This window comes from Streptomyces sp. NBC_00620, assembly GCF_026341825.1.
Classification (GTDB): domain Bacteria; phylum Actinomycetota; class Actinomycetes; order Streptomycetales; family Streptomycetaceae; genus Streptomyces.
Genome location: NZ_JAPENY010000002.1, coordinates 480,251 through 498,555, shown reverse-complemented (window position 1 = coordinate 498,555; position 18,305 = coordinate 480,251). Strand labels below are relative to the sequence as shown.

Below are 18,305 nucleotides of genomic sequence, written 5' to 3'. Positions count from 1 at the left end.
CCGCTTTTTTGATGACTTGTCAGGCCTTGCGAGCCCGCGTGGTCTTCTTCGCCGGGGTCGCCTTCTCCGTGGCCGTCGTCGCTGTGGTCGTCGCCTTTGCGGCCGTCTTCCTCGTGACCGCGGCTGCCTTCTTGGTCGCCGTGTTGTTGACGGCCTTGGTGGCCGTCTTCGTCGGGGTCGACCTGGCCGCCACCGTCTTCTTGGCCGCCGCCCTGCGCGGGGCCTTCACCGAAGTCCCGTCGCTGATCCGGTCGGCGCCGAGGACCTCGCGCAGGAACTTGCCGGTGTGGCTGGCCGGAACCCCGGCGACCTCCTCGGGCGTGCCCTCGGCGATCACGAGACCACCGCCGTTGCCGCCCTCGGGACCCATGTCGACGACCCAGTCCGCGGTCTTGATGACGTCGAGGTTGTGCTCGATGACGATGACCGTGTTGCCCTTGTCGACCAGGCCGGACAGCACCGTGATGAGCTTGCTGATGTCCTCGAAGTGCAGACCGGTGGTCGGCTCGTCGAGCACGTAGACCGTGCGTCCCGTCGACCGCTTCTGGAGCTCGGAGGCCAGCTTCACTCGCTGCGCCTCACCACCTGACAGCGTCGGCGCGGACTGGCCGAGCCGGACGTAACCCAGACCGACGTCGTTGAGCGTCCTGAGGTGGCGGGAGATCGCGGGCACGGCCTCGAAGAAGCCGAGCGCCTCTTCGATCGGCATGTCGAGGACCTCGGAGATGGACTTGCCCTTGTAGTGGACCTCCAGGGTCTCCCGGTTGTAGCGCGCCCCGTGGCAGACCTCGCAGGGGACGTACACGTCCGGCAGGAAGTTCATCTCGATCTTGATGGTGCCGTCGCCGGAGCAGTTCTCGCAGCGGCCGCCCTTGACGTTGAAGGAGAAGCGGCCGGGCAGATAGCCCCGCACCTTCGCCTCGGTCGTCTCGGCGAACAGCCTGCGGACGTGGTCGAAGACTCCGGTGTACGTCGCCGGGTTGGACCGGGGCGTACGGCCGATGGGCGACTGGTCGACGTGCACGACCTTGTCCACAAGGTCGTCGCCGTCCACGCGCGTGTGCCGCCCGGGAACGCTCCGCGCACCGTTGAGCTCGCGGGCCAGGTGCGTGTACAGGATGTCGTTGACCAGGGTCGACTTACCCGAGCCCGACACACCGGTGACGGCTGTGAGGACACCGAGGGGGAAGGACACGTCGATGTCCTGGAGGTTGTTCTCCCGGGCGCCGTGCACCGTGAGCCTGCGGCTCGGGTCGGCGGGGCGGCGGATGTCCGGGAGGGGAATCTGCTTCTTGCCCGACAGGTACTGCCCGGTGACCGAGTCGGGGTTGGCCAGCAGGTCCTTCAGAGAACCGCTGTGCACGACCTTGCCGCCGTGCTCGCCCGCTCCGGGGCCGATGTCGACGACCCAGTCGGCGACCTTGATGGTGTCCTCGTCGTGCTCGACGACGATGAGCGTGTTGCCCATGTCGCGCAGTCGGACCAGGGTCTCGATCAGGCGGTGGTTGTCGCGCTGGTGCAGGCCGATGGAGGGCTCGTCGAGGACGTACAGGACGCCTACGAGTCCGGAGCCGATCTGAGTGGCCAGACGGATGCGCTGGGCCTCGCCGCCGGAAAGCGTGCCGGCCGCCCGGTTCAGCGACAGGTAGTCGAGGCCGACGTCGACCAGGAAGCGCAGCCGTTCGTTGACCTCCTTCAGCACGCGCTCGGCGATCTTCTTGTCGCGCGCGTTGAGCTTCAGCTTGCCCAGGAAGTCGGCGCAGTCACTGATGGACATCGCGGAGACCTCGGCGATCGACCTCTCCATGACGGTGACCGCAAGAACGAGCGGCTTCAGGCGCGTGCCCTCGCAGGTGGGGCAGGGCACCTCGCGCATATAGCCCTCGAAGCGCTCGCGGCTGGCGTCGCTCTCGGCCTCGCTGTGCCGCCGCTTCACGAAGGGGACGGCCCCTTCGAAAGCGGTGGTGTACACACGCTCGCGCCCGTACCGGTTGCGGTAGCGGACCTCGATCTGCGTCTTGTGCCCGTAGAGCAGGGCCTTCTTGGCGCGCTGCGGAAGACCGGCGAAGGGGATGTCGGTCCGGAATCCCAGCGCATCGGCGAGCGCGCCGACGAGACGGCCGAAGTAGTCCTTGGTGTGCCCGTGCGACCACGGGTGGATGGCGCCTTCGTCGAGGGACTTGTCCTCGTCCGGGACGATCAGCTCGGCGTCGACCTCCATGCGCGTACCGATACCGGTGCACTCGGGGCAGGCGCCGAAGGGCGAGTTGAAGGAGAAGGAGCGGGGCTCCAGCTCCTCGAAGGACAGGTCGTCGTACGGGCAGTACAGGTGCTCCGAGTACATGCGCTCGCGCTCGGGGTCGTCGGCGGGGAGGTCGACGAAGTCGAGCACGACCATGCCGCCGGACAGGCCGAGGGCGGTCTCCACGGAGTCGGTCAGGCGGCGCTTGGCACCGTCCTTCACCGTGAGGCGGTCGATGACCACCTCGATGGTGTGCTTCTCCTGCTTCTTCAGCGTGGGCGGCTCGGTGAGCTGGATCGTCTCGCCGTCGACCCGGGCCCTGCTGTACCCCTTGGTCTGGAGATCGGCGAAGAGGTCGACGAACTCTCCCTTGCGCTCGCGCACGAGCGGCGACAGGACCTGGAAGCGGCTCCCCTCCGGCAGCTCCAGGACCTTGTCGACGATGGCCTGCGGCGACTGGCGCGTGATCGGGCGGCCGCACTCGGGACAGTGCGGCTTGCCGATGCGCGCGAAGAGAAGGCGCAGGTAGTCGTAGACCTCGGTGATGGTGCCGACCGTCGAGCGCGGGTTGCGCGAGGTCGACTTCTGGTCGATGGAGACCGCCGGGGAGAGGCCTTCGATGAAGTCCACGTCCGGCTTGTCCATCTGCCCGAGGAACTGCCGGGCGTACGAGGACAGCGACTCGACATAGCGGCGCTGCCCCTCGGCGAAGATCGTGTCGAAGGCGAGGGAGGACTTGCCCGACCCCGACAAGCCCGTGAAGACGATGAGCGAGTCGCGCGGAAGGTCGAGCGAGACATTCTTCAGATTGTGCTCGCGCGCTCCACGGACGATGAGACGGTCGGCCACGCCGGTCCGCACCTTTCTTGAGAGAAGTGACAGGGGCGAGGCCCCCGTCGTTTTCAGACTAGGGGGAGCCACTGACAGCGCCGGGTCGGTTTCCCTGGTTCACAACAATCCCGGGCCATCCAGCATGCCCGACGCCGCGCCCGAGCCTATAGCACGTGCATTCGATTTGCGGGGCTGGCCAACGGCCTTCACCCGAACGTGTGGCGGGGCTATCGTCGAGCCCATGAACGATCATGTGCGTGACCTGGCGTCTGTACGTGACGCAACCGAACGGCTGCTCACCGCAGCAGCCAAACTGGACAACGTTTCTGTGGCCGAGCAGTCACGGCTTCCCGGCTGGAGCCGCGGCCATGTCCTCGCCCACCTCGCCCGCAACGCGGACGCTCTGGTGAACGTCCTCGCCGGACGTCCCATGTACGTCTCCGGAGAGGCGCGGGACGCCGAAATCGAACGGGACGCCCCGCGCCCCTTGAACGTGCAGCTCACAGACGTGCGTGAGAGCGCCGTGCGCTTCCAGGAGGCCGGCGCCGCTCCCGCGGACTGGTCCCGCACAGTGGAGCTGCGCAACGGGGTCACGGACTCCGCGTCCAGGGTGCCGTTCCGGCGGTGGGTCGAGGTCGAACTGCACCATGTGGATCTGGGGACCGGGTACGAGCTGGAGGACCTCCCCGAGGAGTTCACTCAGCGCGAGATCGACTTCCTTGCGGACCGATTCCGGGGCCATCCCGACGTACCCGCGTTCGTGATCGAGGGGGACGACGGCCGCCTGGTTTCCTCCGGCCGCCGCGAGGGAGAACCGATCACCGTCACCGGTCGCCAGGCCGATCTGCTCGGCTGGCTCGCCGGGCGCCGCGACGGTTCGGCGCTGACCACCGACGGCGGCCCGCTCCCCGCCCTCCCGCCGCTATAGGCTGCCGACATGACGTACAGCGGAGCGGTGAAGGTCGGCGGCCCTGCCGATGTGCACGAGTTGCAGGACCTGATGATCTCCAAGGTCGCGGTGGGCCCGATGGACAACAACGCCTATCTGCTGCGCTGCCGGGCGACCGACGAGCAGCTCCTGATCGACGCGGCCAACGACGCCTCGACCCTGCTCACGCTGATCGGCGACGACGGCATCGCGTCCGTGGTCACCACCCACCAGCACGGCGACCACTGGCAGGCACTCGCCGAGGTCGTGGCGTCGACGGGCGCCCGCACCTACGCGGGCCGCGACGACGTCGACGGCATCCCGGTGCCGACCGATGTGCCGCTCCAGGACGGCGACACGATCCGGGTGGGGCGCGTGGAACTCACCGCACGCCACCTGGTGGGGCACACGCCGGGCTCGATCGCGCTCGTCTACGACGACCCGCACGGGCATCCGCATGTGTTCACGGGGGACTGTCTCTTCCCGGGCGGTGTGGGCAACACACGCAAGGACCCGGCGGCGTTCGCCAGCCTCATCCACGATGTCGAGACAAAGATCTTCGGTGCGCTGTCCGACGAGACCTGGGTCTACCCGGGCCACGGCAACGACACGACGCTGGGCGCGGAACGACCGCATCTGCCGGAGTGGCGCGCACGCGGGTGGTGAACGCCGCGGCGGGGTGGTGAACCCCGGTTCGGGGCGCGAGTTCGGGCGCACGCGCCCCGCGCACGTCATGAGGCGTACGCCCCCGCGTGAGCCATGCACACACGCCCTGCGCGCTTCGTAAAACACGCGCCCCGTGTGAACCGAGCGCACGCGCCGGTGCCACGCGCGCGCTCCCGGTGCGCGCCCCGGCGCAGTCCAATGAGTGCAGCCCCGTGCAGGATGACGGCTCCTGCGCGGATGGGCCGCCGGCCTATCGATCCCCGCCCTCGGCCGGCGGCCCCGGCGAAGTGTCTCGACGGGACGCTCGACGGGCCCTCTCAGCGTGCGTTCACAAGAATGCAACACCCGTTCCCACTATGCGGACAGTTGCCCTTGTGACCTGGACAAACAGGACGCCGCACTGTCACTCTCCCGCCATGCCTCTCGCCCAACGCGCCCTGCGCCGCACCGCGTCCGCCGCCACCGTCGCCCTGCTCGCCGTCGTCGCCGTGGGCTGCGCCCCGCAGCCCGAGGACGAGGCTGACGCCACGCCCTCCGCGAACGCCTGCGACAAGGGCAAGTTGGCCACCGAGACGTCGGGCAAGCTGACGATCGCGACCGACGAACCCGCGTACGAACCGTGGTTCAAGGACGACAAGCCCGCCAATGGTGAGGGCTACGAGTCGGCGGTCGCGTACGCCGTGGCGAAGCAGCTGGGCTATGCCGAGAGCGATGTGGTCTGGCAGAGCGTCCCCTTCAACAAGGCCTTCGCGCCCGGCGAGAAGACCTTCGACTTCGACATCAACCAGGTGTCGATCAGCGCCGAGCGCAAGAAGGCCGTGGACTTCTCGTCCGGCTACTACGACGTCCGGCAGGCCGTCATCGCGCTGAAGGACTCCAAGGCGGCGAAGGCGACGAGCATCGCGGACCTCAAGGACGTGAAGCTGGGCGCCCAGGTCGGCACCACCAGCCTCAACTACATCAACGATGTCGTGAAGCCCACCGAGGCCCCGGCTGCGTACGCGAAGAACGACCAGGCCAAGTCCGCGCTGAAGAACGGCCAGGTCGACGCCATCGTGGTCGACCTGCCGACCGCCTTCTACATCACAGCGGCCGAGGTGACGGACGCGAAGATCGTCGGACAGTTCGAGAACAGCGGTGGCACGCCCGAGCAGTTCGGGCTCGTACTCGACAAGGGCAGCGCGCTGACCTCGTGCGTGACCGACGCGGTGGACACCCTGCGCGAGGACGGCACGCTGGCCTCGATCGAGAAGCAGTGGCTGTCCGACGCCGTTGACGCTCCGGTACTCAAGTGACGGTCGTGAAGGACGAGCCCGGCGGCGGCTCCGCCGAAGAGGACATGCGCGAGGCGTACGTCCCGTCGCAGCGGCGGATCGAGCGGGAGCGCTACAAGCGCACCCGCTCCCGCCGCGCGACCGCGATCGCGGCGCTCTCCACCCTGATCACCGGCGTCGTCCTGTACCTCGTCGTCGTCAACGCTCCCGGCTGGCCGCGCACCAAGGAGACGTTCTTCAACGCGCAGTACGCGCGCGAGGCGTTCCCCAAGGTCCTCGAAGGGCTGTGGCTCAACGTCCGGCTGCTCCTGATCTGCGGTGTCGCGGTGCTCGTCCTCGGCATGCTCATCGCCGTCGCGCGTACCCTGCGCGGCCCGGTCTTCTTCCCGCTGCGGGCGCTGGCCGCCGCGTACACCGACTTCTTCCGCGGTCTCCCGTTGATCATCAACCTGATGATCGTGGTCCTGGGTGTCCCCGCGCTGCGGCTCCAGGGCGTCACGGTGGACCCGATCCTGCTGGGCGGCACGGCGCTCACGCTCACGTACTCGGCCTACGTCGCCGAGGTGTTCCGCGCCGGCATCGAGTCCATCCACCCCTCGCAACGCGCCGCGGCCCGCTCGCTGGGCCTCACCAACCGGCAGTCCCTGCGGTTCGTCGTACTCCCCCAGGCCGTACGCCGCCAGGTGCCGCCCCTCCTCAACGACCTGGTGTCCCTCCAGAAGGACACCGGACTCGTCTCGATCGGCGGCGCCGTCGACGCGGTGCGTGCCGCGGACATCATCGTGGGCCGCAGCCTCAACTACACGCCGTACATCGTCGCGGGACTGGTCTTCGTCGCACTGACCATCCCGATGACCCGCTTCACGGACTGGGTCACGGCCCGGATGGACCGTCAGCGGGCACAGGGAGGGACCATATGACCGCCGCTCCGGTTCTGCGCATGGAGTCCGTCCGCAAGACCTTCGGCGAGTCGGTCGTGCTGCGGGACGTCGACCTCGATGTCGCCCCGCACACGGTGACCGCGCTGATCGGCGCCTCCGGTTCCGGCAAGTCCACCCTGCTCCGCTGCGCCAACCTCCTTGAGGACATCGACGACGGCGCGATCTGGCTGGACGACGAGGAGATCACCGACCCGCGGACCGACCCGGACGCGGTACGCCGCCGTATCGGCGTGGTCTTCCAGGCGTACAACCTCTTTCCGCACATGACCGTCCTGGAGAACATCACCCTCGCTCCGCGCCGTGTGCACGGCGTGAGCCGCGCGGAGGCGGAGGCGCACGCCCGTGAGCTGCTCGACCGGCTCGGGCTCGGCGCCAAGGCGGCCGAGTATCCGGACCGGCTGAGCGGTGGCCAGCAGCAACGAGCGGCGATCGTCCGCGCGCTGGCCGTACGCCCGCGGCTGCTGCTCCTGGACGAGATCACCGCCGCCCTCGACCCGGAACTCGTGGGCGAAGTGCTCACCGTCGTCCGGGACTTGAAGGACGACGGCATGACCATGGTCCTGGCCACGCACGAGATGGGCTTCGCCCGCGAGGTCGCGGATCAGGTCTGCTTCCTCGACGGCGGCGTGGTCCTCGAACGCGGCACGGCCGAGGAGCTCTTCGGGAACCCGCAAGAAGAGCGGACGCAGCGCTTCCTGCGGCGCATCGTGGAGGCGGGGCGGCTCTGACCCACGGCTTGGAGCCGGTATGACATCGGCCTTGGAGCCGGTGACACGGCGCTCGGGAAGGCGTGCGTCAGCTCAGCAGCTCGCTGTCCTCGGGTATCTCCGCCCAGCGCCGCGGCGGCCCCACGACCGCAGCACGGTTGGTCACGCGTATTCCGCCCATGTGTGAGGCGTACGCGAGGGAGTGGGCGCCCCACATCCCGGGCTTGTCCCACTGCCAGAAGCGGTACAGCCAGTGGAGGTCGGGTTCGTCCCCGGACACGGAGCCGATCTCCTCGTGCCGCTCGCTGCGGCCATCTCGCGAGAATTCTCCGAAGGTGCCTCCCTTGGGATTGAAGTAGAGCCCGTACGCGGTGGTTCCGGGCGAGAGGGCGTTGAGAACGTCCGGCCTGCTGAGGTAGTACCAGGCGGGCTGTATCAGGACGCACCCGCCGGGGACTCCGGTCACGCCCACAAAGCGCTCGGCGAGGTCGTAGTCATCGGGGTCGAACCCGTTGGGCCCTGTGCCGTACGGACCCGGCTCCCTGTCGAGGTCCAGTACCGGAGCGGCGGCCGGGTCGGCGCCCAGGCGGCGTATCGCCGTCTCCTCGTCGATCGACGCCACAAAGGCGACCGACAATCCCTCGAGGTGCATGTCGTGAAAGACGGCGGCCCTGCGGTCGGCGTCTTCCTGGGCCGCGTGCTCATCCGGCGTGAGGAGCACGGCATTTGGCAGGGCCTGGAAAAGCGGGGCCAGCTCGGTGGCGAGTGCGAGGCGGCCAGGAGACCGTCCGCCCATCTGCGGGCTCCAGGCGTCGGCGCCCGCTGCGAGCAGCAACTCCACTGCCTCCCTCTTGCCGTGGCAGACCGCCTCCCACAGCGGGGTGCGTTCCTCGCGCGCCGGCACGTCCACGTCCTGCACGTGCCTCAGGAGTTCGGCGACGACCTCGGGTACGCCATACTCCGCGGCGCGGTGCAGTGGCGTCTCGTCGGACCAGGAATCCAGTCGCGCCACAGGGTCAGCGCCGTGCGCGAGGCGTGCTCTGACCAGGTCGATGTCCTGCCATCCCGCGAGTCCCATGCCCTCCCAGTCACCGCGCTCCGGGGTCGGCGGCGGCGGACCTGCCGGCCGGCTGCCGCGCCGCCCCGCGGGGCCTACGATCGCCTGCGCCATGATTTCCGACGGCCCCATACTGATGATCGCGAAACTCCCCGCTTTCCCGCCCTGCTCCGCAGGGGGTGGGGGCTCGCTCTCCGGCCAGATCTCGACCGCCTCGGCGGCCGCGGCTCGCAGCACCGTCGCATCGATCTCCGTACGGGTTTCGGGCACACCCTGGTCGGGCCACTCGGCCACCAGTTGCATGGGCCCTTCCGGCGGCAACTGCGAGAGATGCAGCTCCACTTGGTAGTGGAATCCGCCGCCGCCCCCGCCCCGCAACTGGAGCGTCGGCCGCGGCGGCCCCTCCGTGGGCGCGGGCCACGGGTGCCCGTCGAGGGTCGTGACCCGCCTTCCGTCGGCGAGCAGCACGCCGAAGCGCAGAGCTCCGGCCCCCGCGCGTCCTGCCCCGAAGCGCACGGGGTGCGTCTGGCCGCCCTGTCGTATCGTCCGCAGAAACACGCCCAGCCGGAGCGTCACCGAACCGGGCCACACCTGCCAGCCGGTGAGCATGATCCGGACATCCGGGCCGACGCCCAGCTCGGTGACCTGCGGCAGTTGCGCGGGCAGGAACCAGTCGGCGGGCGGTAACGGCTCGTCCCCGCCCGGCCGATAGGCGCCCAGCCGGTGATGCGTCTCCGGTTGCGGCTCGTCCGGCTCGTCCGGGGCGATCAATCCCTCGAAGAAATCCATGAATTGATCGTGGCATCCGCCACCGACAATCGGACTCCATGCATCCGCTTGCCATTTCGCCAGGCGGTCGCACGCCCCCGCTCCGTCAGGTCTGCGCCTGTGCCTGCCCCACGCCGTCGCGCCTCCGCCTGCCCCACGCCGTCGCGCCTCCGCCTGCCCGGCACCATCAGGCCTCCGGGTGACCAGCACCGTCAGGCCTCCGTCTGACCCGTCCGCGCGAGCGCCGCGACCCGCTCCACCCCGAACGCGTACCCCTGCACACCGCACCCCGCGATCACCCCGTCGGCGCGGAGGGAGACGTACGAGTGGTGCCGGAACTCCTCGCGCTGGTGGATGTTGGAGATGTGGACCTCCACCACCGGAAGGCCGTCGCAGGTGTTGAGCGCATCCAGGATCGCGACGGAGGTGTGCGAGTAGGCGGCCGGGTTGATCACGATCCCGGCGTGGTTCAGGCGTGCCTCGTGGATCCAGTCCACCAACTCGCCCTCGTGGTTGGACTGGCGGAAGTCCACCGTGCCGCCGTGCGCGGCCGCCGCCTTGGCACACAGGGCCTCGACGTCGGCGAGCGTGTCCGAGCCGTAGATCTCCGGCTGGCGCTGCCCGAGAAGGTTCAGGTTGGGCCCGTTGAGGATCATGATCGGGGCGTTGGCGAGTGTGCGGGGCACAGTTCCTCCGGTCCTTCCAGGTCTGCCGGCCCATTGAGGACCGCTGCTCAGACCCGGTTTATCACGGTGCGCCGAGCCGGTAGCGCCCCATACCCTCCCGTCATGACGACGCCCTCGTACCCTCCCAAGCCCTCGCCGGGCGACCGGACAGCGGTGATCTCGCCGTCCTCCGGACTCCCCGGGCTCCTGCCGCTTCCGTACGAGCTGGGGCTGGAGAGGCTGCGCAAGGAGTACGGCCTCGAACCGGCCGAGTATCCGGCGACCCGGAAGATGGGCTCGACGCCTCAGGAGCGTGCCGACGACATCCACGCGGCGTTCGCCGATCCGACGATCAAGGCCGTCATCTCCTCGATCGGCGGCGACGACCAGATCACCGTGCTGCCCTTGCTGGACCGGGAGTTGATCCGCGCGAACCCGAAGCCGTTCTTCGGGTACAGCGACAACACCAACCTCCTCGCATACCTGTGGAACGCCGGAATCGTCGGCTACCACGGCGGATCGGTGATGTGCGAGCTCGGTCGCCCCGGTGCCATGGACCCGCTGACCGCCGAGTCGCTGCGGGCCGCGCTGTTCACCTCCGGGCCGTACGAGCTGCGCGCGGCCGACCGATTCGGTGAGGTCAACCGCCCCTGGGAGGACCCGGCGACCTTCAAGTCCGAGCCGCCGACGGAACCGGGCGACGGCTGGACCTGGCACCGCCCGGACCGCGTAGTCGAGGGTCGCTCCTGGGGCGGCAACCTCGAGATCCTCTCCTGGCTGTTGATGGCGGACCGCGAGATCGCCCGTGATCCTTCCGTGTACGACGGACACGTGCTGTTCCTGGAGACCTCGGAGGAGATGCCGAGAGCGAGCGACGTCTTCTGGATCCTGCGCAGCATGGGCGAACGCGGCCTGCTGCAGCGCTTCCCGGCGCTCCTGATGGCCCGCCCCAAGGCGTGGTCGTTCGAGCAGCCCAACGACGCCGATGCCAGAGCCCGTTACGTACGGGAGCAGCACGAGGCGGTGCTCCGGGCCGTCGACATATATGCGCCCAACATGCTGGTCGTCCTCGATGTGGACTTCGGTCACACCGATCCGCAGATCGTCATCCCCTATGGAGGCACCATCCGCGTCGACGGCCCGGCCCGGCGCATCACGGTCACCTACTGACACGGAACGAGCCTCCGCGCGCCCCCGTAACCGCCGATCACCGTGGGTAGTTGACGCGGCATGCAAGACGTACACACAGTTAAGAAGCCCTCCATGCTCCGGCTCGCGGCCGCCTCGCTCGCCGGGACGGCCATCGAGTTCTACGACTTCTTCGTCTACGGCACCGCGGCCGCGCTGGTCCTCGGGCCGCTGTTCTTCCCGACGTTCTCTCCGCTGGCGGGGACACTGGCGGCCTTCGCGACGTTCGGCGTCGGCTTCGTCGCACGCCCGCTCGGCTCGGTGCTCTTCGGGCACATCGGGGACCGGCACGGGCGGCGGCCGGTCCTCGTCGCCTCGCTGCTGCTGACCGGCGCGGCGACCGTCGCCGTCGGCTGCGTACCGACGTACAACACGATCGGTGTGGCCGCTCCCGTACTCCTTCTGGTGCTGCGCTTTCTGCAAGGGCTCGGACTTGGCGGGGAGTGGGGCGGGGCGGTGCTGCTGACTGCCGAGCACGCTCCCGCCGAGCGGCGCGGGCTGTGGTCGAGCTTCCCGCAGATCGGCCCTTCGCTGGGGTTCGTGCTGGCCAACGGCGTGATGCTGGTGCTGTCGGCGACGCTGTCCGACGCACAGTTCGCGGCTTGGGGGTGGCGGGTGCCGTTCTGGGCGGCGGGCGTGCTCGCGGCGGCCGGGCTGTGGCTGCGCAGTTCGCTGGTCGAGAGTCCACAGTTCCTGGAAATGCGGGACCACGCGCGCGTGCCGCTCGCCGAAGTGGTGCGCGATCACTGGCGGCTGGTGCTGCTGACGGCCGGCGGCCTCGCGGTCGGATACGCGGTGTTCTACGCGGTGACGACCTGGGCACTCGCGTACGGAGTCGAACGGCTCGGTGTGAGCCGTACCGTCATGCTGTCCTGCATCATGGCCGCCGTGGTGGTGAAGGGCTCCCTGACGCCCTTGATGGCGCTGCTCGGCGACCGCTACGGACGGCGACCGCTGTGTCTGGTGGGCTGCGCGGGCGCCGCGTTGTGGATGTTCCCGATGATCGCGCTGCTTTCGACCGGTGAACCCCTGCTGATGTTCCTCGGCTTCCTGGTGGCGCTGATCTCGTTCATCACGATGTTCGCCGTCATCGCCGCGTATCTGCCGGAGTTGTACGAACCCCGGGTGCGCTGCACCGGCGCGGCGGTGGGCTACAACCTGGGCGGCGTCCTCGGGGGCGCGCTCACCCCGATCGTGGCGACGGCGGTGGCGCAGGGGGAAGGGGTCCCCTGGGGTGTGGCCGCCTATCTGACGGGGATCGCGCTGCTCAGCCTGGGGTGCTTCGCACTGCTGCCGGAGACCCGGCCGGTGCCGCGGCTGACGGTCGTACCGGCGACGGAGTGACGTACCGCTTGCGGCACGAACCACCGAGTGACGCGCCCTAGGGGTTGATCGCCAGCTCCAGGTACGCCGCGAACAGCACCAGATGGACGCCGCCCTGCAGTGGCGTGGCTCGCCCGGGAACCACCGTCAGGGAGCTGACCACCACGGTCAGCGCAAGCAGCACCATGTGAGTGGCGCCGAGACCGAGCACGAGCGGTCCGGAGAGCCAGACGGAGGCCAGCGCGACGGCAGGGATCGTGAGGCCGATGCTGGCCATCGCCGAGCCGAGAGCGAGGTTCAGGCTGGTCTGCACGCGGTCGCGGCGGGCCGACCGCAGTGCGGCGATGGTCTCGGGGAGCAGCACGAGCAGCGCGATGATCACACCGACCACGGCGGCCGGCATGCCCGCCGCTTCGACCCCGGACTCGATGGTCGGCGACACGCCCTTGGCCAGACCGACCACACCGACGAGGGCCACGGCGAGCAGCCCCAGGCTGATGCGGGTCGTACGGGCGGACGGGGCGTCGGCGTGGTCGTCCACGTCGATGACCTTGCCCTGTCGGGTGATCGGCAGGAAGTAGTCGCGGTGCCGCACGGTCTGGGTCGTGACGAACAGGCCGTACAGGACCAGCGAGGCGAGCGCGGCGAAGGTGAGCTGGGCCGTGGAGAACTCCGGGCCCGGCTTGCTGGTGGTGAAGGTCGGGAACACCAGGCTGAGGGTGGCCAGCGTCGCCACGGTCGCGAGGGCGGCCCCGGTGCCCTCCGCGTTGAAGACCGCCAGTCCGTGGCGCAGTGAGGCGACGAGCAGGCACACGCCGACGATTCCGTTGCAGGTGATCATCACGGCCGCGAACACCGTGTCGCGGGCCAGGGTCGAGCTCTTGTCGCCGCCGTCCGCCATCAAGGTGACGATCAGGGCGACCTCGATGATCGTGACGGCGACGGCGAGGACGAGTGAGCCGAAGGGTTCCCCGACCCGGTGAGCGACCACTTCGGCGTGGTGCACGGCGGCCAGCACGGCTCCGGCGAGGACCACCGTCACCACCGCGACGACCGCTCCGGGCAGGTCGCGTCCCCAGGTGAAGGCCAGCAGGACCAGTGCGATCACGGGCACGACGGACGTCCATCGCGTCATGAGTGACCGGAACCGAACGATCATGCAGTGATCCTTTCAGGCGGACAGGGGCCCCGCATTCCGGTGATGCGGGGCTCCTGTCCCGGGACCGGGCCGTTACTTCAGCTCGGTCATTTCCCGTACGTCGCAGTCGGTGAAGGAAGGCGGCCTGGTACACAGCGCGGCCAGTTGCTCCGCCATCCTGGTCGTCTCCGGGTCGTTGCTGTTGCGCATGGCATCCTCGTGCGACTCGAACTCGATCAGCACGAGATAGCGGTTGGGCGTGTTGCGGTCCTGAAGAACGAGACGGTGTGTGGGGCCGCCGGTGCGGCCCGCGGCGCGCTGGGCCGCCTGGTCCACCAGTTCCCGCATCTCGTCCATGCGCTCGGTCTCGAAGTCGATGATCTGCACGAACTTCATGGGTGCCTCCACCCGGCCGGGCCTCCCCCGGCCGGGGAGCGCTCAGGTCCCAAGCAAGCACCGGGAGCGGTGCTCGGCAATTCGCCGCGTACCGCTCCCGGGGGTGGTTGTTCCTACGTCCGGCGTCGTCAGACGTCGATGCTGTCCTTCGGAGCGCTCTCGGTCTCTTCCCGCGCCGCCTGCCTCTTGGAGGCGATCAGGCTGGTGATCGTCGTGACGACCAGGACAGCGCAGATCACGCCGAGGGAGACCGGGATGGAGATCTCGGGAACATGGACGCCCGACTCGTGCAGCGCGTGCAGCACCAGCTTGACGCCGATGAAGCCGAGGATGACCGACAGGCCGTAGCTGAGGTGGACCAGCTTCCTGAGCAGGCCGCCGATGAGGAAGTACAGCTGTCGCAGACCCATCAGCGCGAACGCGTTGGCCGTGAAGACGATGTACGGGTCCTGGGTCAGGCCGAAGATCGCGGGGATCGAGTCCAGCGCGAAGAGCACGTCGGTGGTGCCGATCGCGAGCATCACGACCAGCATCGGCGTCATGACGCGCTTGCCGTTCTGCTGGATCCACAGCTTGGTGCCGTGGTAGCGGTCGGCCACGCCGAAGCGTCGCTCAGCGGCCTTGAGCAGCCGGTTCTCCTCGAAGTCCTCTTCCTCGTCGTCGGCGCGGGCCTCCTGGATCAGCTTCCAGGCGGTGTAGATGAGGAACGCGCCGAAGATGTAGAAGACCCAGGCGAAGTTCGCGAGGACCGCGGCACCGGCGGCGATGAATATCGCGCGCAGGACCAGGGCTATGAGCACACCGACGAGGAGCACCCGCTGCTGGTACTGCGTGGGCACCGCGAACTTCGCCATGATCAGGACGAAGACGAAGAGGTTGTCGACGCTCAGCGATTTCTCGGTGATGAAGCCGGCGAAGAACTCTCCGGCGGGCTGGCCGCCGGAGAAGACGAGCAGTCCGAGCCCGAACAGTCCGGCCAGGACGATCCAGACGATCGTCCAGATTCCGGCTTCCTTGATGGATACGTCATGCGGCTTGCGGCCGATGAAGAAGTCGACGGCAATGAGGGCGGCAAGGCCCGCGATCGTCAGGACCCATAGGGCCACGGAAACATCCACTGCGCCTCCGGCAGTTCGTAACGGCAGATTTCAGCGTCGTCGCTGCTGGAGGTCTCTTCCGCCCGTGGCGGCCGGCGCGCGTGATGCGCCCGGTGCCTGCGGACCGACGCCCCGGGATCTGGCCTGATCCGTATTGACGGGTGCGCCGCAGTAGATAGGGAGTACTCCCCTCCGTGAGGAAAACAGTACCCGAACCACCAAGGAAAGGTAAAGAGATTAGTAAAAGAAAGACCAAAACTGCTGGTCAGGAGACTTTACTGATACTTGGTACACCCTCTGAAGGCCTCAGCGGTTCCAGGAACGGCGGGCCGCCGCAACCTGCGTGAGGACCTGCTGGAGCACCTGACTGCCCGCTGGGACGAGCGTGGGCTCGTACGTCCAGGCGTGTCCGACCCAGGGGTCGGCGAGGTGGTCGTCGGGCACCGGGGTGAGTCGCAGCAGTGAGCGCCAGAGCGGGTCGAGCAGCGGCCCGTAGGCCTCGGCGTCCTCCCGGTCGGCCACCATCATCAGGTGGACTCCGACGGCCGGCCCCTCGTCGGCGAGATAGCGCAGCTGGGTCACGGCGCGGTCGTCGAAACCGTGCGGGAAGTCGTTGACGATCAGCAGCTGTTCAGCGGTGTCGAGGTCCGGGGGCAGCGAGTCGGCCGCTCCCCCACGCACCGCCATCTGCACCAGGTCGACGCGCTGGGTGAGCCGGGCCAGGACGTCGGCCACCCCCGCGGCTCCGACGGTGGGCGGGCCGTCGAGCACTCCCGACCGCACCAGCGGCGTGAGGGAGGAGGCGCCCGACCCGGCCGGATCTATGACGTGCACCGTGAACTCGCCCGGGGGATGCACCGCGAGCAGCCGCCCGGCATGCGCCACCGCCGTGTCCATGGCGAGGCGACGCAGTTCGTCGGAGTCCGCGAGCGAGTCGCCGAGGGCGGCGCGGCCGCTGTCGATCCACAGCCCGCGCTCCAACGGCAGCCGGACCAGCATCGGAATGCTCAGACTCTCACTCTCCGGCAGACGGAGATCACCCAGGCGCAAGGCCATCGGAACCTCCATGGGCACCCGGTAGCCGTGCCAGACCGGGTTGTCCCAGCGCGCGTACGCGGCGGGCAGCGCGGGCTCGACGACATCGGCCTCGGCACGGAGTTGCGCGAGGTCCCGGTCGAGGGCGGCCCGGGCCTGGTCCACCAGCTGGGCGTGCTTGGCCTGAGCCGCCTCGCGCGCGGCATCGCCCTGCCCGCCGATGCGGCTGCGCGGGTCGGACAGGACCTTGTCGAGCTCCTGCTCCATCCGCGAGTCGGCGAAGTCGACGGCGCTGCGATACGCGGCGGTGGTGCGGGCCAGGTCCTCGAACATGCCCCACACCTGGTTGTAGAGCCGCTCCTCCATGGACCAGCCGGTGGCGTGGCCCGCGACGGGCTGGGCGGGCTGCCCTGGCTGTGCGGGAGGTGCGGTCGGCGGGGGCGGAGGCGCCGCGGCGTTCTGCCTGCCGGGGTGGGTGTAGTTGATCGGATCGCCGGCGCCGGGTGCGGACGGCTGGGTGACGGCGGACGGGTCGGCCTGCGAGGCGCCCGTGGGGTAGTTCGTCTGCGGGGCTGTGGTGCCCTGCGCACCGGGCAGGTCGTACGGGGACTGCGGCGGCGATACGTTCCCGGAGGCGCCCTGGGGCGGTCCCGCGTACGGCTGGTCCCCTCCCGTCGCCGAGGTGGCCGCCTGTCGTGAGCGGTCCGCGTCCGGCGTACGGGGCGGGGGTGCCGCCACCGAGCGGGCCAGTCCCTGGGCCACCGCATCGTTGATGCTGCCCGCGAGCTGCTGCGCCTCGGGCAGGCCCTGGTCGGCGAGGAGTTCCGCGAGACCGCCCGCGTATCCCTGGCCGACCGCACGGACCTTCCACGCGTCCTGTCTGCGGTAGAGCTCCAGGGCGACGACGGCCGACTCGGCGTCCAGGCCGGTGACGGTGTAGCTGGCGACCTCGGAGCCGTCGAGCCCGGTGACGGCGACGAAGGGGGCGGCGACGGCTCCGAACCGGACCGGGCCGCCGACCCCGGAGGGCAGCGCGAGCAGCACACTCACCCGGTGCACCGCCTCCGACAGGGCGTCCAGGTCGAAGGCGAGGCGGTGGTCGGCCGCCGCCTGCCTGGAGACCTCGAGTCCGGGCAGAGTGGGCGCGCCCGGGTGGGCCACCCACTCGACGCCGCGGACCCTGCCCTGCTCATCGCTGAGCGTGGCCCCGGCCACGATCGGCTTGCCGGCCGAAACGCGGACCTCAAGACGGACCTGGGAGAGCGGATGGTTCTGCCCCCGGACCAGCTCGGCCGTCATCGCCTTGTCCCCCTATGTCGCTTCGTGTGCTGCGCGCCGGGCTGCCTACAGCTGCGGCAGGATCGCGGGCATCAGGTCCTGGAACGTGCGGCCGTTGGCCGGCGTGCCGATGGCCGTCATCTGCCAGCCCGCCCCCGCTCGGTGCACCTTCGCCATGATCTGGGCCGTGTACTGCCCACCGCCTGCGAGCGTGTAGCGGGCGAGCTCCTGGCCGTTGGTCTCGTCGACCAGACGGCAGAACGCGTTCTGCACCTCCTGGAACGTCTGGCCCGTGAAGGAGTTCACGGTGAAGACGATCTGGTCGATGTGGACCGGGATGCGCTGCAGGTCGACGAGGATCGACTCGTCGTCGCCCCCCTGACCCGCACCGCCGACGAGGTTGTCACCGGTGTGCCGCACGGAGCCGTCGTCGCTGACGAGGTGACGGAAGAACACGACGTCGACGGGCTGCTTGTCGGCGAACAGCACGGCCGAGGCGTCGAGGTCGATCTCCCGGGTGCGCGAGCCGAACAGGCCGCGCCGGGGTGCCGCCTGCCAGCCGAGCCCCATCCGCACAGCGGTGAGGGTGCCCCCGCCCTTCTTCTCCAGACTGATGGCCTGACCCTTGGTCAGATTGACGCCAGGCCCACCGGGCGTACCGCCCTTGGATACGTCGACCACGCGCAGATCCCCTCTCGAACTGTCCCCTGTTTCCGCGGAGTCCACGGATGACCAGAACCCTACGCAGCGGCACTGACAGTGCCGAACCCT

Annotated in this window: 15 protein-coding genes; 7 read left to right on the top strand and 8 right to left on the bottom strand. The window is 69.3% G+C overall.

Annotation, left to right across the window (positions count from 1 at the left end; translation table 11 throughout):
- Window positions 1-19 precede the first annotated feature (19 nt).
- On the bottom strand, window positions 20-3,091 hold the full coding sequence (gene uvrA / locus OG246_RS21415; RefSeq protein WP_266465751.1) for an excinuclease ABC subunit UvrA: 3,072 nt from the start codon (window positions 3,089-3,091) through the stop codon (window positions 20-22).
- Window positions 3,092-3,314: 223 nt separating this feature from the next.
- Between uvrA and OG246_RS21410 the strand changes: the two genes are divergently transcribed.
- From OG246_RS21410 to OG246_RS21390, 5 genes are all read left to right on the top strand, one after another.
- Window positions 3,315-4,001, top strand: coding sequence for a maleylpyruvate isomerase family mycothiol-dependent enzyme (locus tag OG246_RS21410; protein ID WP_266465748.1), 687 nt, complete (start codon window positions 3,315-3,317; stop codon window positions 3,999-4,001).
- 9 nt (window positions 4,002-4,010) lie between these two features.
- Complete coding sequence (locus OG246_RS21405; RefSeq protein WP_266465745.1) at window positions 4,011-4,667, top strand: MBL fold metallo-hydrolase; 657 nt, start codon at window positions 4,011-4,013, stop codon at window positions 4,665-4,667.
- A gap of 416 nt (window positions 4,668-5,083) precedes the next feature.
- The gene (locus OG246_RS21400) at window positions 5,084-5,962 is read left to right on the top strand and encodes an ABC transporter substrate-binding protein (RefSeq protein ID WP_266465742.1); all 879 of its coding nucleotides are present in this window, start codon (window positions 5,084-5,086) and stop codon (window positions 5,960-5,962) included.
- Window positions 5,959-6,861, top strand: coding sequence for an amino acid ABC transporter permease (locus OG246_RS21395; RefSeq protein WP_266465739.1), 903 nt, complete (start codon window positions 5,959-5,961; stop codon window positions 6,859-6,861). The genes OG246_RS21400 and OG246_RS21395 overlap by 4 nt, the downstream gene beginning before the upstream one ends.
- Window positions 6,858-7,610, top strand: coding sequence for an amino acid ABC transporter ATP-binding protein (locus OG246_RS21390; protein ID WP_266465737.1), 753 nt, complete (start codon window positions 6,858-6,860; stop codon window positions 7,608-7,610). The genes OG246_RS21395 and OG246_RS21390 overlap by 4 nt, the downstream gene beginning before the upstream one ends.
- Window positions 7,611-7,677: 67 nt before the next feature.
- Here OG246_RS21390 and OG246_RS21385 read toward each other — a convergent pair whose 3' ends face one another.
- Together OG246_RS21385 and aroQ are read right to left on the bottom strand one after the other, a co-directional pair.
- On the bottom strand, window positions 7,678-9,435 hold the full coding sequence (locus tag OG246_RS21385) for an ankyrin repeat domain-containing protein (protein ID WP_266465734.1): 1,758 nt from the start codon (window positions 9,433-9,435) through the stop codon (window positions 7,678-7,680).
- A 191-nt stretch (window positions 9,436-9,626) separates the two neighbouring features.
- Window positions 9,627-10,100, bottom strand: coding sequence for a type II 3-dehydroquinate dehydratase (gene aroQ / locus OG246_RS21380; RefSeq protein ID WP_266465732.1), 474 nt, complete (start codon window positions 10,098-10,100; stop codon window positions 9,627-9,629).
- Between the two features lie 102 nt (window positions 10,101-10,202).
- Here aroQ and OG246_RS21375 point away from each other — a divergent pair, with 102 nt between their 5' ends.
- Together OG246_RS21375 and OG246_RS21370 are read left to right on the top strand one after the other, a co-directional pair.
- Window positions 10,203-11,249, top strand: a complete 1,047-nt coding sequence (locus OG246_RS21375; RefSeq protein WP_266465729.1) for a S66 peptidase family protein — start codon at window positions 10,203-10,205, stop codon at window positions 11,247-11,249.
- A gap of 93 nt (window positions 11,250-11,342) precedes the next feature.
- Window positions 11,343-12,611, top strand: coding sequence for an MFS transporter (locus OG246_RS21370; protein WP_266465721.1), 1,269 nt, complete (start codon window positions 11,343-11,345; stop codon window positions 12,609-12,611).
- Window positions 12,612-12,648: 37 nt separating this feature from the next.
- Here the strand turns inward: OG246_RS21370 and OG246_RS21365 are convergent, their stop codons facing one another.
- From OG246_RS21365 to OG246_RS21345, 5 genes are all read right to left on the bottom strand, one after another.
- Complete coding sequence (locus tag OG246_RS21365) at window positions 12,649-13,749, bottom strand: calcium:proton antiporter (protein ID WP_266465719.1); 1,101 nt, start codon at window positions 13,747-13,749, stop codon at window positions 12,649-12,651.
- Between the two features lie 72 nt (window positions 13,750-13,821).
- A complete protein-coding gene (locus OG246_RS21360; protein WP_266465717.1) occupies window positions 13,822-14,124 on the bottom strand; it encodes a hypothetical protein in 303 nt (100 codons plus the stop codon).
- Window positions 14,125-14,252: 128 nt separating this feature from the next.
- Entirely contained in the window at window positions 14,253-15,242 is a 990-nt protein-coding gene (locus OG246_RS21355) for a TerC family protein (RefSeq protein ID WP_266465714.1), read from the bottom strand.
- A gap of 285 nt (window positions 15,243-15,527) precedes the next feature.
- A complete protein-coding gene (locus OG246_RS21350) occupies window positions 15,528-17,555 on the bottom strand; it encodes a TerD family protein (protein ID WP_266465711.1) in 2,028 nt (675 codons plus the stop codon).
- Between the two features lie 45 nt (window positions 17,556-17,600).
- Window positions 17,601-18,215: a TerD family protein gene (locus OG246_RS21345; protein WP_266465709.1), complete on the bottom strand. Its 615-nt coding sequence runs from the start codon at window positions 18,213-18,215 to the stop codon at window positions 17,601-17,603.
- Window positions 18,216-18,305: the final 90 nt, after the last annotated feature.